This window comes from Nonomuraea sp. NPDC050022, assembly GCF_044460705.1.
Taxonomy (GTDB): Bacteria; Actinomycetota; Actinomycetes; order Streptosporangiales; family Streptosporangiaceae; genus Nonomuraea.
In genome coordinates this window covers 576,231-593,482 of sequence record NZ_JBITKE010000008.1, presented here as the reverse complement: position 1 = coordinate 593,482, position 17,252 = coordinate 576,231, and the positions used below count along the sequence as shown (strand labels likewise).

14 protein-coding genes are annotated in these 17,252 nt (G+C 69.4%); 8 read left to right on the top strand and 6 right to left on the bottom strand.

The genetic code is table 11. The annotated features are described in order from the left end of the window. Positions 1-7: 7 nt before the first annotated feature. Positions 8-1,279, top strand: coding sequence for a cytochrome P450 (locus ACIBO2_RS34985; RefSeq protein ID WP_358552364.1), 1,272 nt, complete (start codon positions 8-10; stop codon positions 1,277-1,279). Between the two features lie 46 nt (positions 1,280-1,325). On the opposite strand, the gene ACIBO2_RS34980 is transcribed toward ACIBO2_RS34985, so the two are convergent. The 3 genes from ACIBO2_RS34980 to ACIBO2_RS34970 form a co-directional block, all read right to left on the bottom strand. Then, the gene (locus ACIBO2_RS34980; RefSeq protein ID WP_358552362.1) at positions 1,326-2,840 is read right to left on the bottom strand and encodes a tannase/feruloyl esterase family alpha/beta hydrolase; all 1,515 of its coding nucleotides are present in this window, start codon (positions 2,838-2,840) and stop codon (positions 1,326-1,328) included. 104 nt (positions 2,841-2,944) lie between these two features. Beyond that, positions 2,945-4,474 carry a CocE/NonD family hydrolase gene (locus ACIBO2_RS34975; protein ID WP_358552360.1) on the bottom strand — a complete coding sequence of 510 codons (1,530 nt, stop codon included), beginning with the start codon at positions 4,472-4,474 and terminating at the stop codon, positions 2,945-2,947. A gap of 22 nt (positions 4,475-4,496) precedes the next feature. Next, a complete protein-coding gene (locus ACIBO2_RS34970) occupies positions 4,497-5,843 on the bottom strand; it encodes a citrate:proton symporter (protein ID WP_358552358.1) in 1,347 nt (448 codons plus the stop codon). Between the two features lie 103 nt (positions 5,844-5,946). Between ACIBO2_RS34970 and ACIBO2_RS34965 the strand changes: the two genes are divergently transcribed. The 3 genes from ACIBO2_RS34965 to ACIBO2_RS34955 all read left to right on the top strand — a co-directional run bounded on the left by ACIBO2_RS34965 (position 5,947) and on the right by ACIBO2_RS34955 (position 9,113). Next, positions 5,947-6,864 (top strand): LysR substrate-binding domain-containing protein, encoded by a 918-nt coding sequence (locus tag ACIBO2_RS34965; protein ID WP_358552356.1) that lies wholly within the window; start codon positions 5,947-5,949, stop codon positions 6,862-6,864. Between the two features lie 97 nt (positions 6,865-6,961). Then, positions 6,962-8,209, top strand: coding sequence for a CoA transferase (locus ACIBO2_RS34960; protein ID WP_358552354.1), 1,248 nt, complete (start codon positions 6,962-6,964; stop codon positions 8,207-8,209). After that, the gene (locus ACIBO2_RS34955) at positions 8,199-9,113 is read left to right on the top strand and encodes a CoA ester lyase (protein ID WP_358552352.1); all 915 of its coding nucleotides are present in this window, start codon (positions 8,199-8,201) and stop codon (positions 9,111-9,113) included. The genes ACIBO2_RS34960 and ACIBO2_RS34955 overlap by 11 nt, the downstream gene beginning before the upstream one ends. Here the strand turns inward: ACIBO2_RS34955 and ACIBO2_RS34950 are convergent. After that, entirely contained in the window at positions 9,101-10,156 is a 1,056-nt protein-coding gene (locus ACIBO2_RS34950) for a LacI family DNA-binding transcriptional regulator (protein WP_358552350.1), read from the bottom strand. The genes ACIBO2_RS34955 and ACIBO2_RS34950 overlap by 13 nt on opposite strands. A gap of 222 nt (positions 10,157-10,378) precedes the next feature. Here ACIBO2_RS34950 and ACIBO2_RS34945 point away from each other — a divergent pair, with 222 nt between their 5' ends. Genes ACIBO2_RS34945 through ACIBO2_RS34930 form a run of 4 tightly spaced genes read left to right on the top strand, consistent with a single transcriptional unit; the run spans position 10,379 to position 15,042 of the window. Next, complete coding sequence (locus tag ACIBO2_RS34945; protein ID WP_358552348.1) at positions 10,379-11,653, top strand: extracellular solute-binding protein; 1,275 nt, start codon at positions 10,379-10,381, stop codon at positions 11,651-11,653. 7 nt (positions 11,654-11,660) lie between these two features. Next, positions 11,661-12,611 (top strand): carbohydrate ABC transporter permease, encoded by a 951-nt coding sequence (locus ACIBO2_RS34940; protein WP_397302482.1) that lies wholly within the window; start codon positions 11,661-11,663, stop codon positions 12,609-12,611. Continuing rightward, positions 12,608-13,453 (top strand): carbohydrate ABC transporter permease, encoded by an 846-nt coding sequence (locus ACIBO2_RS34935; protein WP_397302479.1) that lies wholly within the window; start codon positions 12,608-12,610, stop codon positions 13,451-13,453. The genes ACIBO2_RS34940 and ACIBO2_RS34935 overlap by 4 nt, the downstream gene beginning before the upstream one ends. Positions 13,454-13,488: 35 nt before the next feature. Next, entirely contained in the window at positions 13,489-15,042 is a 1,554-nt protein-coding gene (locus tag ACIBO2_RS34930) for a glycoside hydrolase family 43 protein (protein ID WP_358552442.1), read from the top strand. Here ACIBO2_RS34930 and ACIBO2_RS34925 read toward each other — a convergent pair. Both ACIBO2_RS34925 and ACIBO2_RS34920 read right to left on the bottom strand, forming a co-directional pair. Further along, positions 15,032-16,156 carry a S8 family peptidase gene (locus ACIBO2_RS34925; protein ID WP_358552342.1) on the bottom strand — a complete coding sequence of 375 codons (1,125 nt, stop codon included), beginning with the start codon at positions 16,154-16,156 and terminating at the stop codon, positions 15,032-15,034. The two genes, ACIBO2_RS34930 and ACIBO2_RS34925, sit on opposite strands and share 11 nt — an antisense overlap. 273 nt (positions 16,157-16,429) lie before the next feature. Then, positions 16,430-17,209, bottom strand: coding sequence for a pectate lyase (locus ACIBO2_RS34920; protein ID WP_358552340.1), 780 nt, complete (start codon positions 17,207-17,209; stop codon positions 16,430-16,432). Positions 17,210-17,252: the final 43 nt, after the last annotated feature.

Genomic DNA, 17,252 nt, shown 5'->3' with positions numbered 1-17,252 from the left:
GATAGACATGACCGTGGACGACCGCTTCAACCAGGAGTACCGGGGGACGCTGGAGGAGCCGCCTCCGGGCGCCCGTAACGAGGTCATCACCGGGCCCGTCTCGGACTGGGCGACCGATTTCTCCCATGCCGAGCCGGAGTGGGCGGCCGACCCGTACCCCATCCAGGACGAGCTGCGGCAGCGCTGCCCGATCGCGCACACCGAGCGGTTCGGCGGCGGGTGGCTGCCGACCCGCTACGAGGACGTCGCGGCCATCGCTTACGACACCGAGCATTTCTCGTCGCGGGCGATCATCATGAGCAACTTCCGGCCGCCTGTCGAGCTGGCTCCCGTGGGCACCGCGCCGCCGATCTCCTCCGATCCGCCCTTCCACCACCACGCGCGCAAGCTGCTGCTGCCGGCGTTCACCAAGTCCGCGGTGGCCAAGCGGGAGGCGGGGACCAGGGCGTACTGCCACGCGCTCATCGACGCGATGGCGGGGCAGGACGTCGTCGACGCCGCCGCCGACTACGCCCAGCACATCCCGATGCGGGTCATCGCCGAGATGCTCGGCTTCCCGCCCGAGGACGGGGCGCAGTTCCGGGTGTTCGTCGAGAACGCGCTCGAAGGCATCAACCTGCCGCCGGAGGAACGTTTCGCCCGTTCGCAGCAGCTGTTCGACTACCTGCTCGTGCAGATCCGTGAGCATGTCGAGCACCCGCGTGACGACCTCACCAGCTACCTGATCGACGCCGAGCTCGACGGCAACAAGCTCGACCCGTCCCACGTGGCGGGCACGATGGCGCTGCTGCTCATCGCCGGCATCGACACGACCTGGAGCGCGATCGGCGCGTCATTGTGGCACCTGGCGAAGACGCCCGCCGACCGAGAGCGCCTGGTCGCCGAGCCGGAGCTGCTGCCGACCGCGATGGAGGAGTTCCTACGGGCGTACGCGCCGGTGACGATGGCCCGGCTGGTCAAGCAGGACATGCACTGGCGCGGCGGCGACATGAAGGCCGACGACTGGATCCTGCTGTCGTTCCCGGCGGCCAACCGCGATCCGGCTCAGTTCGACCGGGCGGACGAGGTCGTCATCGACCGTGAGGTCAACCGGCACGTCGCCTTCGGCCTGGGCATTCATCGCTGTGTGGGCTCGCACCTGGCGCGCATGGAGCTGCGGGTCGCGCTCGAGGTGTGGCTGGAGCGGTTCCCGGACTTCAGCCTGGCCGACCCCGACGCGGTGACCTGGGCCGCCGGTCAGGTCCGCGGGCCGCGTACCCTTCCGCTCCGCGTCGGCTGACCGGTCCGCGTCGGCTGACCTCCGTCCGGTACGCCCTACCTGACCGCTAACACGTGAAGGGCCTGAGGGGACGGGTCATCGCGACGCCGTCCGCCGGGTTGTCGTGTACGTACTTCGTCGCGACGATCTCGGCGGGCGCCGCTCCGCGCTCGACCCAGCTCACGATCGGGGTCAGCGTGTCGAAGACGTTCGGACCGGGGCCGCCGCCGCAGTGGGCCATGCCGGGGACCATGAACAGCCGGGCGAACTCCCGCGTCCGCGCGACCGCCGCGCTGCCCGGCCGGCGCTCACCGGAGGTGGCGCGAACCACCTGACCGTAGTAGTCGATGGTGTCGTGGGCGGAGACGACCGGATCGGCCCAGCCCGTGTACATGATGAGCTTGCCGCCACTACGCCGGAACGGCCTGAGGTCCGGTTCGGTGGCGTTGATGATCGGGCCGAGCTTCTTCTGGGCCAGGCGCAGGTCGCGGTGGAAGTCGAAGGTCCACCACTTCCAGTTCGGATCGTTGAAGACCCAGTAGCGCCAGAAGTTCGCCCGCGCCGGCTCGGTGGCGCCCCAGTAGGAGCTCCAGCCCACCCGCACGGTGCCCGACGCGTCCACCACGGGTGCTTCGCTGCCCACCGGCCAGCCGGGGTAGATCTGCTCGCCGGTACGCGGGTCGCGGGCGCCCGCGTACATCTCCCGCAACGCCTGCACTTGGCGCTTCGTCAGGCAGGTGGGAGCGTCGCCGGCCGGACAGCGGAGCGAGGCGGGATCGAAGGAGCAGCGTCGCGGATCGGTGAGGAAGTCGTCGGTCGCCAGACCGCCGTCTTTGCCCCGGCATCGCTTGACGGCCGCGTTCGTCAGCAGCGGCAGCTTGGCCGCTGGGACGATCGGGTCAGAGGTGCTTCCGGGGGTGTGATTGCGGAGGAACTGCCAGAGGAAGCCGGCGTTGAGCGCGACGCGGTTGTTGCCCGGGGCGCCGGCCACGATGCCGTCGAAGTCGTCCGGGTAGCGCTGGGCCTCCATCAGCGCCTGGTGGCCGCCGGTGGAGCAGCCGATGAAGTAGGAGTAGCGCGGCTTGGCGCCGGTGTACGCCTCGACGATCGGCTTGGCGTTGACGATCGTCTCGTGGACCGCGCGGTGGCCCCAGTCGACGATGATCTCCGGATTGGCGGCGCCCTGGACGAACACGTCAGGGTCGTCACCGGTGTGCCCGGTGTCGGTGCCGACGGTGGCGTACCCGGCCGCCAGCGCGGGGCCGCCCATGGACGGGAAGTCGATGGCCGAGCTGTATCCGCCGTTGCCGAACATCAGCAGCCGCTGGTTCCACCCCTGCTGGGGGATCCACACCTCGAAGCCGATGCTGGAGTTCGGCACCGGCTTGGCGACGCCGTGGACGCGGCAGAACGCGGGCACGGACGGCAGGACCCGGCCGTCGGGAGCGGTGTGCCTGCCCGCCGGGACCGATTCGGCGAGGGTGACGGTCGTGTGGGGGAGCGTCACGGCGGTCAGGCTCTCGCACGTGCCGCTCTCGGCCACCGCGGCGGCGGACGGCTGCGCGTTCAGGGGGATCGCCATCGACAGTACGGTGGCGATCGCGGCCAAGAGCCTCCCGAGGTGAGGCATCTTCCCGGCGGGCGTCCTGAGGCGGGTCAAGCGGGCGTCGCCTGTCCTGAGACGGGTCATTGGACGTCCTTCCCCGAGAGCGTGCCGAGCCGGATTTCGGTGCCGCCGGAGCCCACGCGCAGGTGGACCCGGCCCGCCGGAGCGTCGGAGTCGATCTCGGGATAATCGTCGCTGGACACCGTCACGCGGAGGCTGTGGCCGGCGCTCAACCGGTAGTGCGTCGGCCAGGTGCGGATCTCCAGGTCATACGTCTTGCCCGGCCGGACAGGGACGGCGCGTTCGTGTCCGAACCGGTGGCTCGCCTTCAGCCAGCCCTGGGTGACGCGGACGGCCGTACCGTCGGGGGCGACGTCCTCGACCACGACCGCGATGTTGCCGTCGGTGGCGCTGAAGGCGGCGCGCACCTTCGCGGCCACGTCGCCGGCCAGGACGGTGTCCTGCTGATAGGGCCGCGTCTGGAAGGTGAGCCGCTCGTCCGGCGTCGCGGGGGTCGTCTCGGTGTTGACGGTGAAGGCGAGGGTGGCCGGCTTGGTCGATCCGGTCGTCAGAGCGCCGTCGGCGCTCAGGCCGAGCCGGGTCTGCCGGGTGCCGGGAGGGGGCCAGGTGGCGAACTGCTGCCAGCCGGTGCCCGGCACCTGATAGGAGGTCACCTTGGCGGCGGGCAGCGGCGCGTCGGCGCGGCCGGCCAGCCAGTGGTCCCACCAGGCGAGATAGGCGCCGTTGCCGATGTCGGCGGGCTGGCCTGACGGCCAGCCGTGCTGCCAGGGGCCGGCGATCAGCCAGGCGTTCTTCGGGCGGGCCTGGAAGTTCGCCACCATGGCAGCCCGGTATCGGTCGTACCAGCCGGCGATCTCCAGGACCGGGACGTCCAGATTCTTCCAGCGGGCCTTGACGCTGCGCTCTCGCCAGTAGTCGTCATAGAGCGGGTGCTCGGCGTAGGTCACCAGAGTGTCGGGCGCGACGGCGCGCTGCCAGTCCCGGATCCTGGCCGAGTAGATGCCGCCCCGGTAGATGGTGTTCTCGTACCAGTCGCTGATTCCGTCGACGGGGATGATCGCGGCCAGGTGGGGCGGCTTGTTCACCGCGACCAGGAGGGAGGAGTGGCCGCCGTAGCTGACGCCGGTCTGCCCGATCTTGCCGGTGGACCAGGGCTGGGCCGCCAGCCACTCGATGAGGTCGTAGTTGTCGCGTTGTTCCTGCGCGCTGAACGGGTCGAGGCGCCCGGGTGAGGCGCCCGTGCCGCGGGCGTTGCACACGGCGGCGGCATAGCCGCGGGTGACGAAGAAGGCCGCCGCCTGACCCTGTGGCTGCAGTTGGTCGTAGGCGTTGTAGTCGTAGACGATGCCGGGGAAGCGGCCGTCGGCGGGCTTGCCGTCGGGGCCGGCGGGCCGGTGCAGGTCGCAGGCCAGGTGGCTGCCGTCGCGCAGGGGCACCGAGACCCGCTCGGTCTGCACGCCGTACGCGGCGGCCCGATCGTAGGAGAAGAAGCGATCCGGGGGCAGCACAGTGTCGGCGTGTGCGGGGGTGGGCGCTGCCAAAAGGGCGGACAGGGTGGACAGGGCGGCGGCGATTCTGCCGTACTTCATGAGGGGGGTGCTCCTCGCGCGGTCAGAGGGAGATGGCGCCGGTCAGGAGCGCGGCCACGGTCATGACCAGGGTGGTGGCGAACGCCCAGCCGAAGATGAAGCGCTGGTGCTGGCCGAGTTGTACGCCGCTCATGCCGACGAGGATGAACGTCGCGGCGGTGAGCGGGCTGAGCGGGAAGCCGGTGGTCATCTGGCCGAGGATGGCGGCCCTGGCGACCTCGGCGGACTCGATCCCGAAGCCGCCGGCGGTCTGGGCCAGCACGGGCAGCACGCCGAAGTAGTAGGCGTCGGGGGTGAAGACCAGGCTGAGCGGCATGCCGGTGATCGCGACCAGCACCGGCAGGTGGCCGCCGAAGGAGTCGGGGATGATGTTGACGAACGCGGTCGCCATCTCGTTGATCATCTTGGTCCCGGTGAGGATTCCGGTGAAGACCCCAGCGGCGAAGATCATCGTGGTGACCAGGACGACGCTCTTGGCGTGCTTGTCGAGCAGTTCCTGCTGCTTCTCCCAGGAGGGGTGGTTGACCAGCGCGGCGATGGCGAACCCGACCACGAACAGCACCGGAAGCGGCATGACCTGAAGGATGAGCCCGACGAGCAGCGCGACGGTCAGCGCCAGGTTGAAGAGGGTCAGGGCAGGGTGCCGGCGCGGCGGGGCGAGGGGCGTCCCCGGCCCGTCTCCGGCGACGAACTCTGCCGCGCGCTCCGACGAGGACTCCCGCGAGGGTTCCGGTGCGGGCTCGGGCAGGGAGACCGTGCCGAGGCGACGGCGTTCGCGCAGGCCGATCAGGTACGACGCCACCAGCACCCAGACGATGCCGATGACCATCGCGGGCAGAACCGGGGTGAACACCTGCGAGCTGTCCAGCTTCAGCACCGCCATCGCCCGCGCGGTGGGTCCGCCCCAGGGGATCATGTTCATCACGCCCGCGCCCAGGCAGACGACGCCGGTGAGCACCAGCGGGCTCATCCGCAGCCGTTTGTAGACGGGCAGCAGAGCGGAGACGGTGATGAGGAAGGTCGAGGCGCCGTCGCCGTCCAGCGCCACGCACATCGTGATCACGGCCGTGCCGACGGCGATCCGCAGCGGGTCGTCCTTGGCCAGGCGCAGGATGCCGCGGATCAGCGGGTCGAACAGCCCCGTGTCGATCATCAAGCTGAAGTACAGGACCGCGAAAGCGATCATGATGCCGGTGGGCGCCACCTTGCCCAGCCCGGCGAGGATCATCGGGCCCATCTCGGCGCCGAAACCGCCGGCGAGTGCCGTCAACACCGGGACCAGCACCAACGCGGTGAGGACCGACACGCGCCTGGTCATGGTGAGCACCAGGAACAGGCCGATGGTGAGAAAGCCGAGGAGCGCGATCATCGAGGTCCTTTCGGAGGGTTACGGAGAAGTTTCCGAGCGCTGACCTTTCACGTCCACCATCAAAAGTGGATTTATCCATGCGGTATGTGCATAGGTTGGCCTCATGGACGCTACTCTCCGGCAACTCGCCGCCTATGTCGCCGTGGCCCGGGCGGCGAGCTTCACCGCCGCGGCCGCGCACCTGCACGTCTCGCAGTCGACGTTGAGCCGCGCGGTCGCCGACCTGGAGCGGGTGCTCGACGCCCGTCTGCTGGAGCGCGACACCCGCAACGTCCAGCTCACCGCGGCCGGCCTGGAGACCCTGCGGGTGGCCGAGCAGATCGTCGGCGCCCACGAGTCGGGAATGAAGGAGCTGCGGCGCTACCTGCTCGGCGAGTCGGGCGTGGTGGCCGTGGCCACGCTGCCCTCGGTCGCGGCGGTGCTGCTGCCGCGCATGATCTCCGCCTTCCGGCGGCAGCGGCCGCAGGTGGCGGTGCGCATCATGGACGGGCTCGAACGGGCCGTGCTCGGCAGGGTGCTGTCGGGTGACGCCGACTTCGCGATCACCACGGTGGGCGCGTCGCCGGATCGGCTCGAGCATCGTCCGCTGATCCGCGACCAGTTTCACGCCGTACTGCCCGAGGGGCACCCGCTCGCCGAGGGTGACGAGGTCACCTGGGAGGAGCTGGCCGCCGAGCCGTTCTTGGCCGTCGGGCCGCAGTCCAGTGTGCGCAGGCTCACCGACGCGGCGTTCGCCCAGGCGGGCGCCGCGGTGACGCCCGCGGCGGAGGCGAGCAACGTGGCGACGGTGGGCGGCCTGGTCGCCGCCGGCCTCGGGGTGTCGGCGATGCCCGCTCTGGTGCTGCCCCTCCTGGGTCCGGGGCACGTCGTGCACCGCCGGTTGACCGGCCCCGTGGTGGAGCGGCGGCTGGATGTCGTGGTCCGGGCGCGGCGAACCCTGCCGCTCGCGGCGGCCGCGTTCCTGGACGTGCTCGAAGAGTTCCGTACGGAGCTGCCGCCGGGCGTCTCCTGGATGGGTTAATGCGTAAATAGCATGAATTTATCGGCTTCTTGTGCTGGACCCGCATTTCTCGCCTTGGGCAGGATGGCAGCACCGGACAGTGCGAAGGAGCTCATGCGTGGCGACCGAACAGGCGACGGAACAGGCGAGCGGACAGGCGACCGAACAGCAGCATGGCCAGGGGCAGTTGTGTGGTCTGAAAGTGGTGGAGTTCGCCCATGTGGTCGCCGGGCCGCTGGCCGGGTCCATGCTCGCCGACCAGGGCGCCGACGTGATCCACGTCGAACCCCCCGGTGTCGGTGACGCCGCCCGCGCCATGGGCCCCACGCGCGATGGCGTACCGCTGTGGTTCAAGGTCGCCGGCCGGAACAAGCGCTCCGTCACCCTGGACCTGCACGACCCCGACGGCCGGCAGGTGGCGCACCGGCTCGTGGCCTGGGCCGACGTGGTGATCGTCACGCTGCGCCCCGGCCGGCTGCGGGCCTGGGAGCTGGACTGGGAGGCCGTGCACCGGATCAACCCCAAGGCCGTCCTGCTGCAGATCTCCGGGTTCGGCGCGACGTCCTCGCGGGCCGACGCGCCGGGCTTCGGCAAGGTCGGCGAGGCCAGGAGCGGGGTGGTGCACCTGACCGGCTTCCCCGACGGGCCGCCCGTGCACACCGGGTTCTCCCACGGCGACGCCGTGACCGGGCTGATGGGCGCGTACGCCGTGCTCGCCGCCCTGCACCGGCGGGCCAACGACCCCGCCTTCGACGGCGAGTGGATCGACCTGGCCCTGTTCGAGCCGCTGTTCCGGCTGGTCGAGTGGCAGGTCATCACGCATGACCAGCTCGGTGTCGTACCCGGCAGGTCCGGTAACCAGCTGGCCGTCGCACCGGCCGCGGTCATCAACACCTACCTGTCCGGAGACGGCGACTGGATCACCGTGACCTCCGCGACCCTCCGCTCGGTCCTGAACGTCGTCCGTCTCCTGGGTCTGCCCGAGGAGGAGTACGACACGACGCAGCGGCAACTCGCCGGCCGGGAACGGCTGGACCAGGGACTGCGCGAATGGGTGGCCGCGCGCGGGACCGCCGAGTGCCTGGAGGCGTTCGCGGAGGCCGAGGTGGTCGCCTCTCGCGTCTTCACCGCCGAGGACATCGCCGGTGATCCCGTGTACGCCGAACGCGGCGACATCATCACCGTCGACGACCCCGACCTCGGGCCGGTCCGCATGCAGGCCGCCCTCCCGCACTTCCACCAGAAACCCGGACACGTCTGGCGAACCGGACCCGCGCTCGGGCAGGACAACGCCCTCGTCTACCGGCAATGGCTCGGGCTCGGCGCCGACCAGCTCGCGGATCTGGAGAAGCGCGGTGTCATCTGACCGGCCACCGCTGCGCTGCCTGCTCTTCGTCCCCGGCACCCGTACCGAATGGCTGGCCAAGGCGGCGGCCGCCGGAGCCGACGCGGCCATCCTCGACCTGGAGGACGCCGTCCCGCAGGCCGGCAAGGCCGCCGCTCGCGCGCGCGTGGCCGAGGCCGTCGCCGGCGCGACGGGTGACATGGCGCTCTTCGTCCGGATCAATCCCCTCGACGGCTGGGCGTCCGCCGAGGACCTGCGCGCCATCACGCACGCCCGCCTGGCCGGGGTGGTCCTGCCCAAGGTCGCCGACGAAGGGGACGTACGCCTGGCCGACCGGCTGCTGAGCTGGTGCGAGCGCGAACACGGCCTGCCCGAGGGCCACATCGCCCTCGTGCCGCTGCTGGAGAGCGCCGCCGCGCTGCGTACGGCGTACGACATCGGCCGGGCCGCGCCCCGCGTCGCCTACCTGGGCGCGGTCACCGGCAAGGGGGGCGACGTCGAGCGGGCGGTCGGCTACCGCTGGAGCCCTGAGGGCACCGAGACGCTGGCGCTGCGCGCCCGTGTCCTGCTGGACGTGCGGGCGGCGGGCGCGCCCTGCCCGATCGCGGGCCTCTGGACGAACATCGCCGACCTCGACGGACTGCGGGCCTTCGCCGAGCAGAACCGCTCCCTGGGGTACGAGGGCATGATGGCGATCCACCCCGCCCACGTCCCCGTGATCAACGAGGTCTTCTCGCCCACCCCGGAGGAGCTCGCCCGCTACGCGCGGATGATCGCCGCCGTGGAGGAGGCACAGGGACACGGCGCCGGGGCGATCACCTTCGAGGGGGAAATGGTGGACGAGGCCATGGCCATTCGGGCGCGAGTTGTCCTTGATACATACGGAAAGAATCCAGAAACTTTCGGAACTTCTCAGCGACTGTAGGGGGCGGTGCTCCCTCGCACCACGAGTTCGGTGGCGAGCTCGATCCGGTTCTGCGGCACCGGCTCGCCGTGCGTGAGCGCCACCAGCATCCTGGTGGCCGCGGCGGCCATCTCGGTGAGCGGCTGGCGGATCGTGGTCAGCGGCGGGATGGCCCACCGCATCGGCGGCAGGTCGTCGAAGCCGATCACGCTCAGGTCGTCGGGGATGCGTAGCCCCCGCTCGTAGGCCGCCCCGTAGACGCCCGTGGCCTGCCCGTCGTTGCAGGCGAAGATCGCGGTGGGCGGATCGGGCAGCCGCAGCAGCCGATGGGCCATGGCCAGGCCGCCCTCGATCAGGAAGTCGCCCGCGCAGATCAGGTCCGGGTCGACGGGCACGCCGGCCATGTCCAGCGCCGCGCGGTAGCCGTCGAGGCGGGCCCGGCTGGACAGCGCGTAGTCGGGGCCGGTGATGATGCCGATCCGCCGGTGGCCGAGCTGCAGCAGGTGGCGGGTCGCCGAAAGGCCGCCGTTCCAGTTGCCGGCGCCCACCGAGGGCACCTGGTGGCCGGGCTCGCCGCTCGGATCCAGCAGGACCAGCGGGATGTCACGGCTGGCCAGCTGGTGGCACTGGGTGTCGGTCAGGCTGCTGAACACCGCGATGACACCGGACGGTCGGCGTCTCATCACGCCCTCGATCCAGCTCCGGCCCGGTACGTGGTGGTGCCGCAGCTGGGAGAGCACCAGGGCCAGGTCGTGCTCCTGCGCCACCCGCTCGACGCCCTTGATGATCTCTATCGGGTAGTCGCCCTCCAGCGCGTGGAAGACCAGCTCCACCAGGGCGGCGGGGCTGTCGCGCCGCCGCTGCCGCCGGTAGCCGTGCTCGCGGATGAGTCCCTCGACCAGGGCCCGGGTCTCGGGCGCGACCTCGGAACGGCCGTTCACCACTTTGGAGACCGTGGCCGTGGACACTCCGGCCAGCTCGGCGAGCTGTGCGATGGTCAGCGGCTGGTTGGGCGCGGTGCCAGCTGCGGGGCCGGATGCGGGCGGCTCCTGGGTCGCGGTCATGGGCGCAGTCTAACGCCACGCTTTCAGGCTCCTGTCCGACTGTTTCGGCAATCTTGCGACCAGATTATTGACGGGTTTCGCGTGAAGTGCCTAAAGTCCCCGATTAACGATCGGCCCAAGTTACGAAAATTTTAGGCGCAGCGACGAACTCCACTCCCATGGGCGCGCCGCCGTCAGTCCGTACCAACTCTTCAGCACCGACCCCCAGGGGAAGAGATCGCCATGAAGCTCCGTATCGCAACATCGGCCGTGCTCGCCATGGCCCTCGCCCTGACCGCGGCCGCCTGTGGTGGCGGCGGTTCTCCGTCGCAACCGACGGGTGACGGCAAGTCGTTCGAGTTCTGGTCGTTCTCCGGGATCAACCAGAAAGCCGACGTCGAGGTCTACCAGAAACAGAACCCGGGCATCCAGGTGAAGCTGACCGAAGTGGGCGGCTCGGTGGAGACGGCGCAGGCGCTGACCACGGCGCTGGCCGGCGGCAAGGTGCCCGACTTGGTGCTGATCCAGGGCGATGATCTGCCCAAGTTCGTGCAGCAGCCGCAGAACTTCTATGACCTGCGGCAACTGGGCGCCGACAAGATCAAGGGCGACTATCTGGACTGGGTGATGAGCCAGAGCACCGCCAAGGGCGGCGAGATCATCGGCATCCCGACGGACGTGGGCGGTATGGCCGTCGCCTACCGGACGGACCTGTTCAAGGCCGCAGGGCTGCCGACCGACCGTGAGGAGGTGGGCAAGCTCTGGCCCACCTGGGACGCCTTCATCGAGACCGGCAAGAAGTACACCGCGGCGACCAAGAAGGCGTTCGTCGACAACGCCGGGACCAGCGTGTTCCACCAGGCGGTCAACCAGGGGCCGCAGAAGTACTACGACCCGTCGGGCAACGTCGTCTACAGCACCAGCCCGCAGGTCAAGACGGCTTTCGACCTGGCTCTCAAGGCGGTGCAGGCGGGCATCACCGCCAAGCAGAGCTCCTTCTCCGATGGATGGAGCGCCGGCATTGGCAAGGACCAGTTCGCGGTGATCTCCGCGCCGTCCTGGTTGCTGGAACAGATCCGGAACAACGCGCCCGGTACGAAGGGCAAGTGGGACATCGCCACTATCCCCGGAGGCGCGGGCAACTGGGGCGGCAGCTACCTGGCCATCCCCAAGGGCGCCAAGAACCCCAAGGCCGCCTGGGACTACATCTCCAAGACCCAGTCCCCGCAGGGCCAGCTGGCGCACTTCGTCGTCACCGGCGCGCTGCCCACCACCCCCTCGGTCTACAAGGACCCCAAGCTCACCGCCCTGAAGGACCCGTTCTTCTCCGACGCCCCGACCGGGACGATCTACACCAACTCGCTGCTCGGGCTCAAGCCCTTCTACATCGGGCCGGACAGCTCCGCCATCGGCCAGGAGCTCCTGAACGCGATCACCAACGTCGAGCAGGGCAAGGGCGATCCGGCCAAGGCGTGGGACGCGGCGCTGGCCAACATCAAGACCGCCATCGGCAAGTAGGACGAGCGTGACGACGACCCTCAGCCCCCGGCGGGCGCAAGCGGCGCCCGCCGGGACGACCTCGGTGCGGCAGAGCATCACCGAACGCATCGCGCCGTACGCCTACATCGCGCCGTTCTTCCTGATCTTCGCGGTGTTCGGGCTGGTGCCGCTGCTCTTCACCTTCTACGTGGCGTTGTTCGACTGGAACCCCATCGGCGAGCACGTCTTCATCGGCTTGGACAACTTCACCCGCCTGTTCGCCGACACGCGGTTCTGGGACGCGGCCTGGAACACGATCAGCATCTGGCTGCTGTCCACCGTGCCGCAGTTGCTGCTGGCGCTGGGCCTGGCGCACCTGCTCAACCACGCCCGGCTCCGGCTGGCGGTGTTCTTCCGGATGTCGATGCTGGTGCCGTACATCACCTCGGTGGCCGCCACCACGATCGTCTTCTCCCAGATGTTCGACCGTGACTACGGTCTGCTCAATTGGCTGCTCGGGTTCACCGGTGTGGAGCCGATCGACTTCAAGCAGTCGGTGCTGGGCAGCCACGTGCTGATCGCGGTCATGGTGACCTGGCGCTGGTTCGGCTACACCACGCTGCTCTACCTGGCCTCCCTCCAGGCGATCCCGCGTGCGATCTACGAGGCGGCGGCCGTGGACGGCGCGGGCGGGTGGAAGCAGTTCCGCCACATCTCGATCCCGTCGCTGCGGCCGGTCATCGTGTTCACGATCGTGACCTCGACGATCGGCGGCCTGCAGATCTTCACCGAGCCGCTGCTCGTCTCCCGCCTCTCGCCGCTCACCTGCGGGCCGGTCCGGCAATGCCAGACGCTGACGCTGTTCCTGTACGAGCAGGGCTTCGGCCAGTTCCAGTTCGGCTACGGCGCGGCCATCGGCGTGGCGCTGTTCGTGCTGGTGGTCGGGCTCGCGACGGTCAACTACGTTCTGTCCACCCGCATCCGTCCGGAGCGATGATGACCAAGACGATCCGGCGCTCGGGTGAGCGCGTCCGCTGGTGGACCTACCTCCTGCTGGGACTGGCCGTGTTCGCCTGCCTGTTCCCGCTGTACTGGATGTTCGTGGTGGCCACGACCGACACGGCGACCGCCACGCGGCTGCCGCCCGAGATCGCGCCCGGCGGCAACTTCTTCCATCTGGCCGGGCTGGTGTTCACGACGGTGCCGTTCGTCCGCTCGATCGTCAACAGCCTCATCGTGGCCGGTACGATCGCGGTCGGGCATGCCGTGCTGTGCTCGCTGGCCGGGTTCGCCTTCGCCAAGCTGCGCTTCCCCGGCCGCAACGTGCTGTTCCTGATCGTCGTGCTCACCATGACGGTACCGACACAGCTCGCCGTCATCCCGCAGTACATGATCATCTCTTCGCTGAACTGGGTGGACACGCTCCAGGCGCTCATCGTGCCCGGCCTGGCCAGCGCGTTCGGGATCTTCTGGATGCGCCAGCATCTGTCCACCACGATCAGCGACGAGATCCTCCAGGCCGCGCGCATCGACGGCGCCACCACCTGGCAGATCTTCTGGCGCATCGCGTTCCCGCTGGTGCGGCCGGCCGCGTTCGTGCTCGGCCTGCTCGGCTTCGTCACCGCCTGGAACGATTTCCTGTGGCCGTTCATCGTGCTGAAGTCACCGGAGATGTACACCGCGCAGATCGCCATCAAGGCACTGCAGAACAGTTACTCCATCGACCTGGGCCTCGCCATGTCGGGCTCGTTCCTGGCCACCGTCCCGCTGCTGGTGCTGTTCGTCTTCGTGGGCCGGCGCATGGTGGCCGGGATCATGGACGGCGCCTTCAAGGGCTGATCTCTTCTCTTTGAAAGGAACCGCTCAACGTGCGGATGTACGACAACCCGGTGATCGGCGGGTTCCATCCGGATCCCAGCGTCTGCCGGGTCGGCGAGGACTACTACCTCGTCTGTTCCAGCTTCGAGTACGTCCCCGGCGTCCCGATCTTCCACAGCCGCGACCTGGTGCACTGGCGGCAGGTGGGCAACGTGCTCGACCGGCCGTCACAGCTGGAGCTGCCCCCGGAGGTGCCCGCCTCGGGCGGGATCTACGCGCCGACGATCCGCCACCACGACGGCCGGTTCTACCTGATCACGACGAACGTGAGCGGCCGGGGCAACTTCATCGTCACCGCCGAGCGCCCCGAAGGCCCGTGGTCGGACCCCGTCTGGATCGACCTGCCGGGCATCGACCCCGACCTGGCCTGGGACGAGGACGGCTCCTGCTGGTGCGCCTTCTCCGGTACGCAGATCGCGCGCATCGACCCGGTGGCGGGCAAGGTGCTGGAGGGCCCGTATCACGCCTGGTCAGGCGTCGGCATGAAATATCCGGAAGGGCCGCACCTCTACCAGGTGGGCGACTGGTGGTACCTGCTGATGTCCGAGGGCGGCACCGAGCGCGGCCACAGCGTCTCGATCGCCCGCGCCCGCTCGCCGCGCGGCCCGTTCGAGGCGGGCCCGGCCAACCCGATCCTGTCGCACCGCGGCACCGACCGGCCGATCCAGAGCACCGGCCACGCCGACCTGGTGGAGGCGGCCGACGGCAGCTGGTGGATGGTCCTGCTCGGCACCCGCCCGCGCGGCTACACGCCGGAGTTCCAGGTCCTCGGCCGAGAGACGTTCCTCACCCCGGTGGAATGGGTGGACGGCTGGCCCGTCGTCGGCCCGGTCCTCGAACGCCATCCGGCGCCCGCCGCCTGGCATCCCCTGCCTGAAACGCCGCCGCGCGACGACTTCGACGCCGACGCGCTGGCGCCGTACTGGATCTCACCGCGCAGCCGCCCGGACGGTTCCTGGTCGCTGACCGAGCGCCCCGGCCGGCTCACCCTGCACGCCACCGGCACCACGACGGACCGCCCGGGATGCACCTTCGTCGGCCGCCGCCAGCAGCACCATGACTGCCGCGTCGCCGCCCTCCTGGAGCCGGGGTCGGCCACGGCCGGGCTGTCCGTGCGCCTGGACGAGGCCCACCACTACGACCTGGAGGTAGGCGAGGGGCGGGCGCGCCTGATCGCGCGGATCGGGCCGGTGCGCCAGTGCGTGGCGGACCAGCCCGTACCTCCGGGGCCGGTCACCCTCGCCATCTCCTTCCGTACGCGCGACCTCCTGCCACCGTCCGTGACCGCGTCCGCGTCTGCATCCGTGTCCGCGCCTGCGTCCGCTTCGGTGGACGCGGGCGTCGGCGAGCCGGTTGGCGTCGGCGCCCGCGGCCCGGACACCATCGCCTTCTCCGCTGGCGGCGTTCTCCTGGCCGAACTGGACGGCCGCTACCTGTCCACGGAGGTGGCGACCGGCTTCACGGGGCGGGTCATCGGCATGTACGTCACGGACGGCAGCGCGAGCTTCGACTGGTTCGACTACCAGGCCGGCGATCGCATCAAGGCTTGAACAGCAGCCGGTTCGGCGTGGAGAGCGGGTTGCCATTGACCGCGAGCTGGGTGGCCCACTGGATGATCAAGGCGTTGACCACGCTGGACGACATCTCGCCGTACCGGTCCTTGATGAGGGCGGCCACCCCGGCCACCGTGGGGGCCGCCATCGACGTGCCGCTCAGAACGCTCGGGTAGATCCCGGCCAGCGGGACGGACGGGATGCCCACCCCTGGTGCGTAGAGGTCGACGCAGGGTCCGAAGTTGCTGAACCAGGCCTTGGTGTCGTTGATGTCCGAGGCGGCCACGGTCAGCGTGTTCGGGGCGCTCGCCGGTGATCTGGTGCACGCGTCGACGTTCTCGTTGCCGGCGGCGACCGAGACGAAGACGCCGGAGTCGGCCAGGGTGGTCACCGCCGTGTTGAGCGCCACGGACTGGGGGCCGCCCAGCGAAAGATTGGCCACGGCCGGGTGGATGGCGTGGGCGGTCACCCAGTCGATGCCGGCGATGATCGCTGAGGTCGACGTGTCACCGCTGCACTCGGGGAACACCTTGACCCCGCGCAGTCGCACCAGCTTCGCCACCCCCCAGGACTGGCTGCCCACCGTGCCGGACACGTGCGTGCCGTGGCCCTGGCAGTCGACTCCGTCGCCGCCGAAAGCGTCGAACACGTTGATGGCGCGGTCGCCGAACTCGCCCTGGTCGGTCTGGATACCGGTGTCGATCACATAGGCGCGAACCGACGCGCCGGTGTATCGGAATATGTACCGATTATTCAAGCCAAATCGCTGGTCGATGCGGTCGAGGTTCCACGGTGGGCTGAACTGCTGGTACCAAGGGAGTTCGGCCTCGGTGCTCGGCGCGGGGTCCAGCTTGACGGGCTTGTCCGCCTCGATCGCTATGACGTCCGGGTTGCCGCGGAGCAGGGCGATCTCTTCCGGGGTCAACGTGGCGGAGAAGCCGTTGACGGCGTGGTGATAGATATGATTCGGCGAGATATACGCCGGTATTTCGGCGCCTTCTTTCAGTGTCACGATGTAGTTGGCGGACGAGGGGAGAGTGGCTCCGATGGCTTCGCCGTCGGTGGCCCGCGCCGGCTGGAAGGCGACCGCCGGCGCGAGGGCCAGGAGCATGCCTGATATGCCCGATGCTAGATACTTTCTCACCAAGGTGCCCTTTCGAGTGCATGGGCGATGATCTCCTTAGTGCCATTTCTCCAGTCGCGCATATAGCGATTCGCTCGCTTGAGTACGCGGAGTGAAAAGTGATTTATCGGTGGGGCGTTTTACGGGGGATTGGGCTGGTGCTGAGCGCGGTCTCCCGTCTCAGCGGGGACCGCGCTCAGGTTCGGTCGTCAGATGAAGGTCCGACCGGCTCCGGCGCCGGCGGTCACGATCGATTTTCGCCTACCGGTAAGTGATGTCCGAGCTGGAGTAGACGCAGTTGACGCCGTCGGCGCCGCTGCCGATCTTGGTGGGTTCGCCGCTGGTCACGCCCTTGTACTTCTCGCAGATCACGATCTTCTTGCCGGAGTCGCCGACGATCGTGATGCCGGAGAACCTGGCGGTGTCGCCGTAGTTGGTGTTGATGCCGGCCAGCGTCTTGCCCGAGTACGTGGCGGTGACGTTGGAGATGACGACATGGCGCGCGTACTGCTTGGAGCAGTTTCCGCAGGAGCGGTAGAGCTTGCCGAAGTTCGTCACCTGGAAGTTCCTGATGTACATGGTGCCGGGGCCGTTGTGCTGGAAGACCTTGTCGCTGGCCGCCTTGGCGCCGCCGCCGTCGATCGTCATCGTCTGGGACGACGAGGTGCCCTTGAAGGTGGCGGCGTCCTCGCCGACGTCCTCCCACCAGACGTTCTGGAGGGTGCAGGTGCCCGTGCAGTGGATGCCGTCGGCCGCGGGGGAGCCGAGGATGACGTTCTTCAGCACCGCGCCGTTGGCGAGCTTGAAGATCGGGCTCTGGCCCTCGTCCTGTCCGCCGCTGCCCAGGTCCCCGGTGCCGTAGTAGCGGATCATCTTGCCGTCGACCGTGCCGGACACGTTGATCGTCGCACCGACGGCCTGCTGGCCGCTCGGCGTCGGCCAGGCCGCGGCGGATGCCGACGGCCCGCTGGCGATGCCGCCGGCCAAGGCCAGTGCGGCGGCCACTATCGCCGCTATCCGGGCCGGGATCGTCTTTCTCACGATTGCCTCCCTGCGGATGCCTTCGCCTGTCGTACACGTATGT

Bases quoted from the DNA above. Each gene is read 5' to 3' on its own strand.
- ACIBO2_RS34985 (WP_358552364.1), top strand. From the start codon at position 8: ATGACCGTGGACGACCGCTTCAACCAGGAGTACCGGGGGACGCTGGAG.
- ACIBO2_RS34980 (WP_358552362.1), bottom strand. From the start codon at position 2,840: ATGGCGATCCCCCTGAACGCGCAGCCGTCCGCCGCCGCGGTGGCCGAG.
- ACIBO2_RS34975 (WP_358552360.1), bottom strand. From the start codon at position 4,474: ATGAAGTACGGCAGAATCGCCGCCGCCCTGTCCACCCTGTCCGCCCTT.
- ACIBO2_RS34970 (WP_358552358.1), bottom strand. From the start codon at position 5,843: ATGATCGCGCTCCTCGGCTTTCTCACCATCGGCCTGTTCCTGGTGCTC.
- ACIBO2_RS34965 (WP_358552356.1), top strand. From the start codon at position 5,947: ATGGACGCTACTCTCCGGCAACTCGCCGCCTATGTCGCCGTGGCCCGG.
- ACIBO2_RS34950 (WP_358552350.1), bottom strand. From the start codon at position 10,156: ATGACCGCGACCCAGGAGCCGCCCGCATCCGGCCCCGCAGCTGGCACC.
- ACIBO2_RS34945 (WP_358552348.1), top strand. From the start codon at position 10,379: ATGAAGCTCCGTATCGCAACATCGGCCGTGCTCGCCATGGCCCTCGCC.
- ACIBO2_RS34935 (WP_397302479.1), top strand. From the start codon at position 12,608: ATGATGACCAAGACGATCCGGCGCTCGGGTGAGCGCGTCCGCTGGTGG.
- ACIBO2_RS34930 (WP_358552442.1), top strand. From the start codon at position 13,489: ATGTACGACAACCCGGTGATCGGCGGGTTCCATCCGGATCCCAGCGTC.
- ACIBO2_RS34925 (WP_358552342.1), bottom strand. From the start codon at position 16,156: ATGCTCCTGGCCCTCGCGCCGGCGGTCGCCTTCCAGCCGGCGCGGGCC.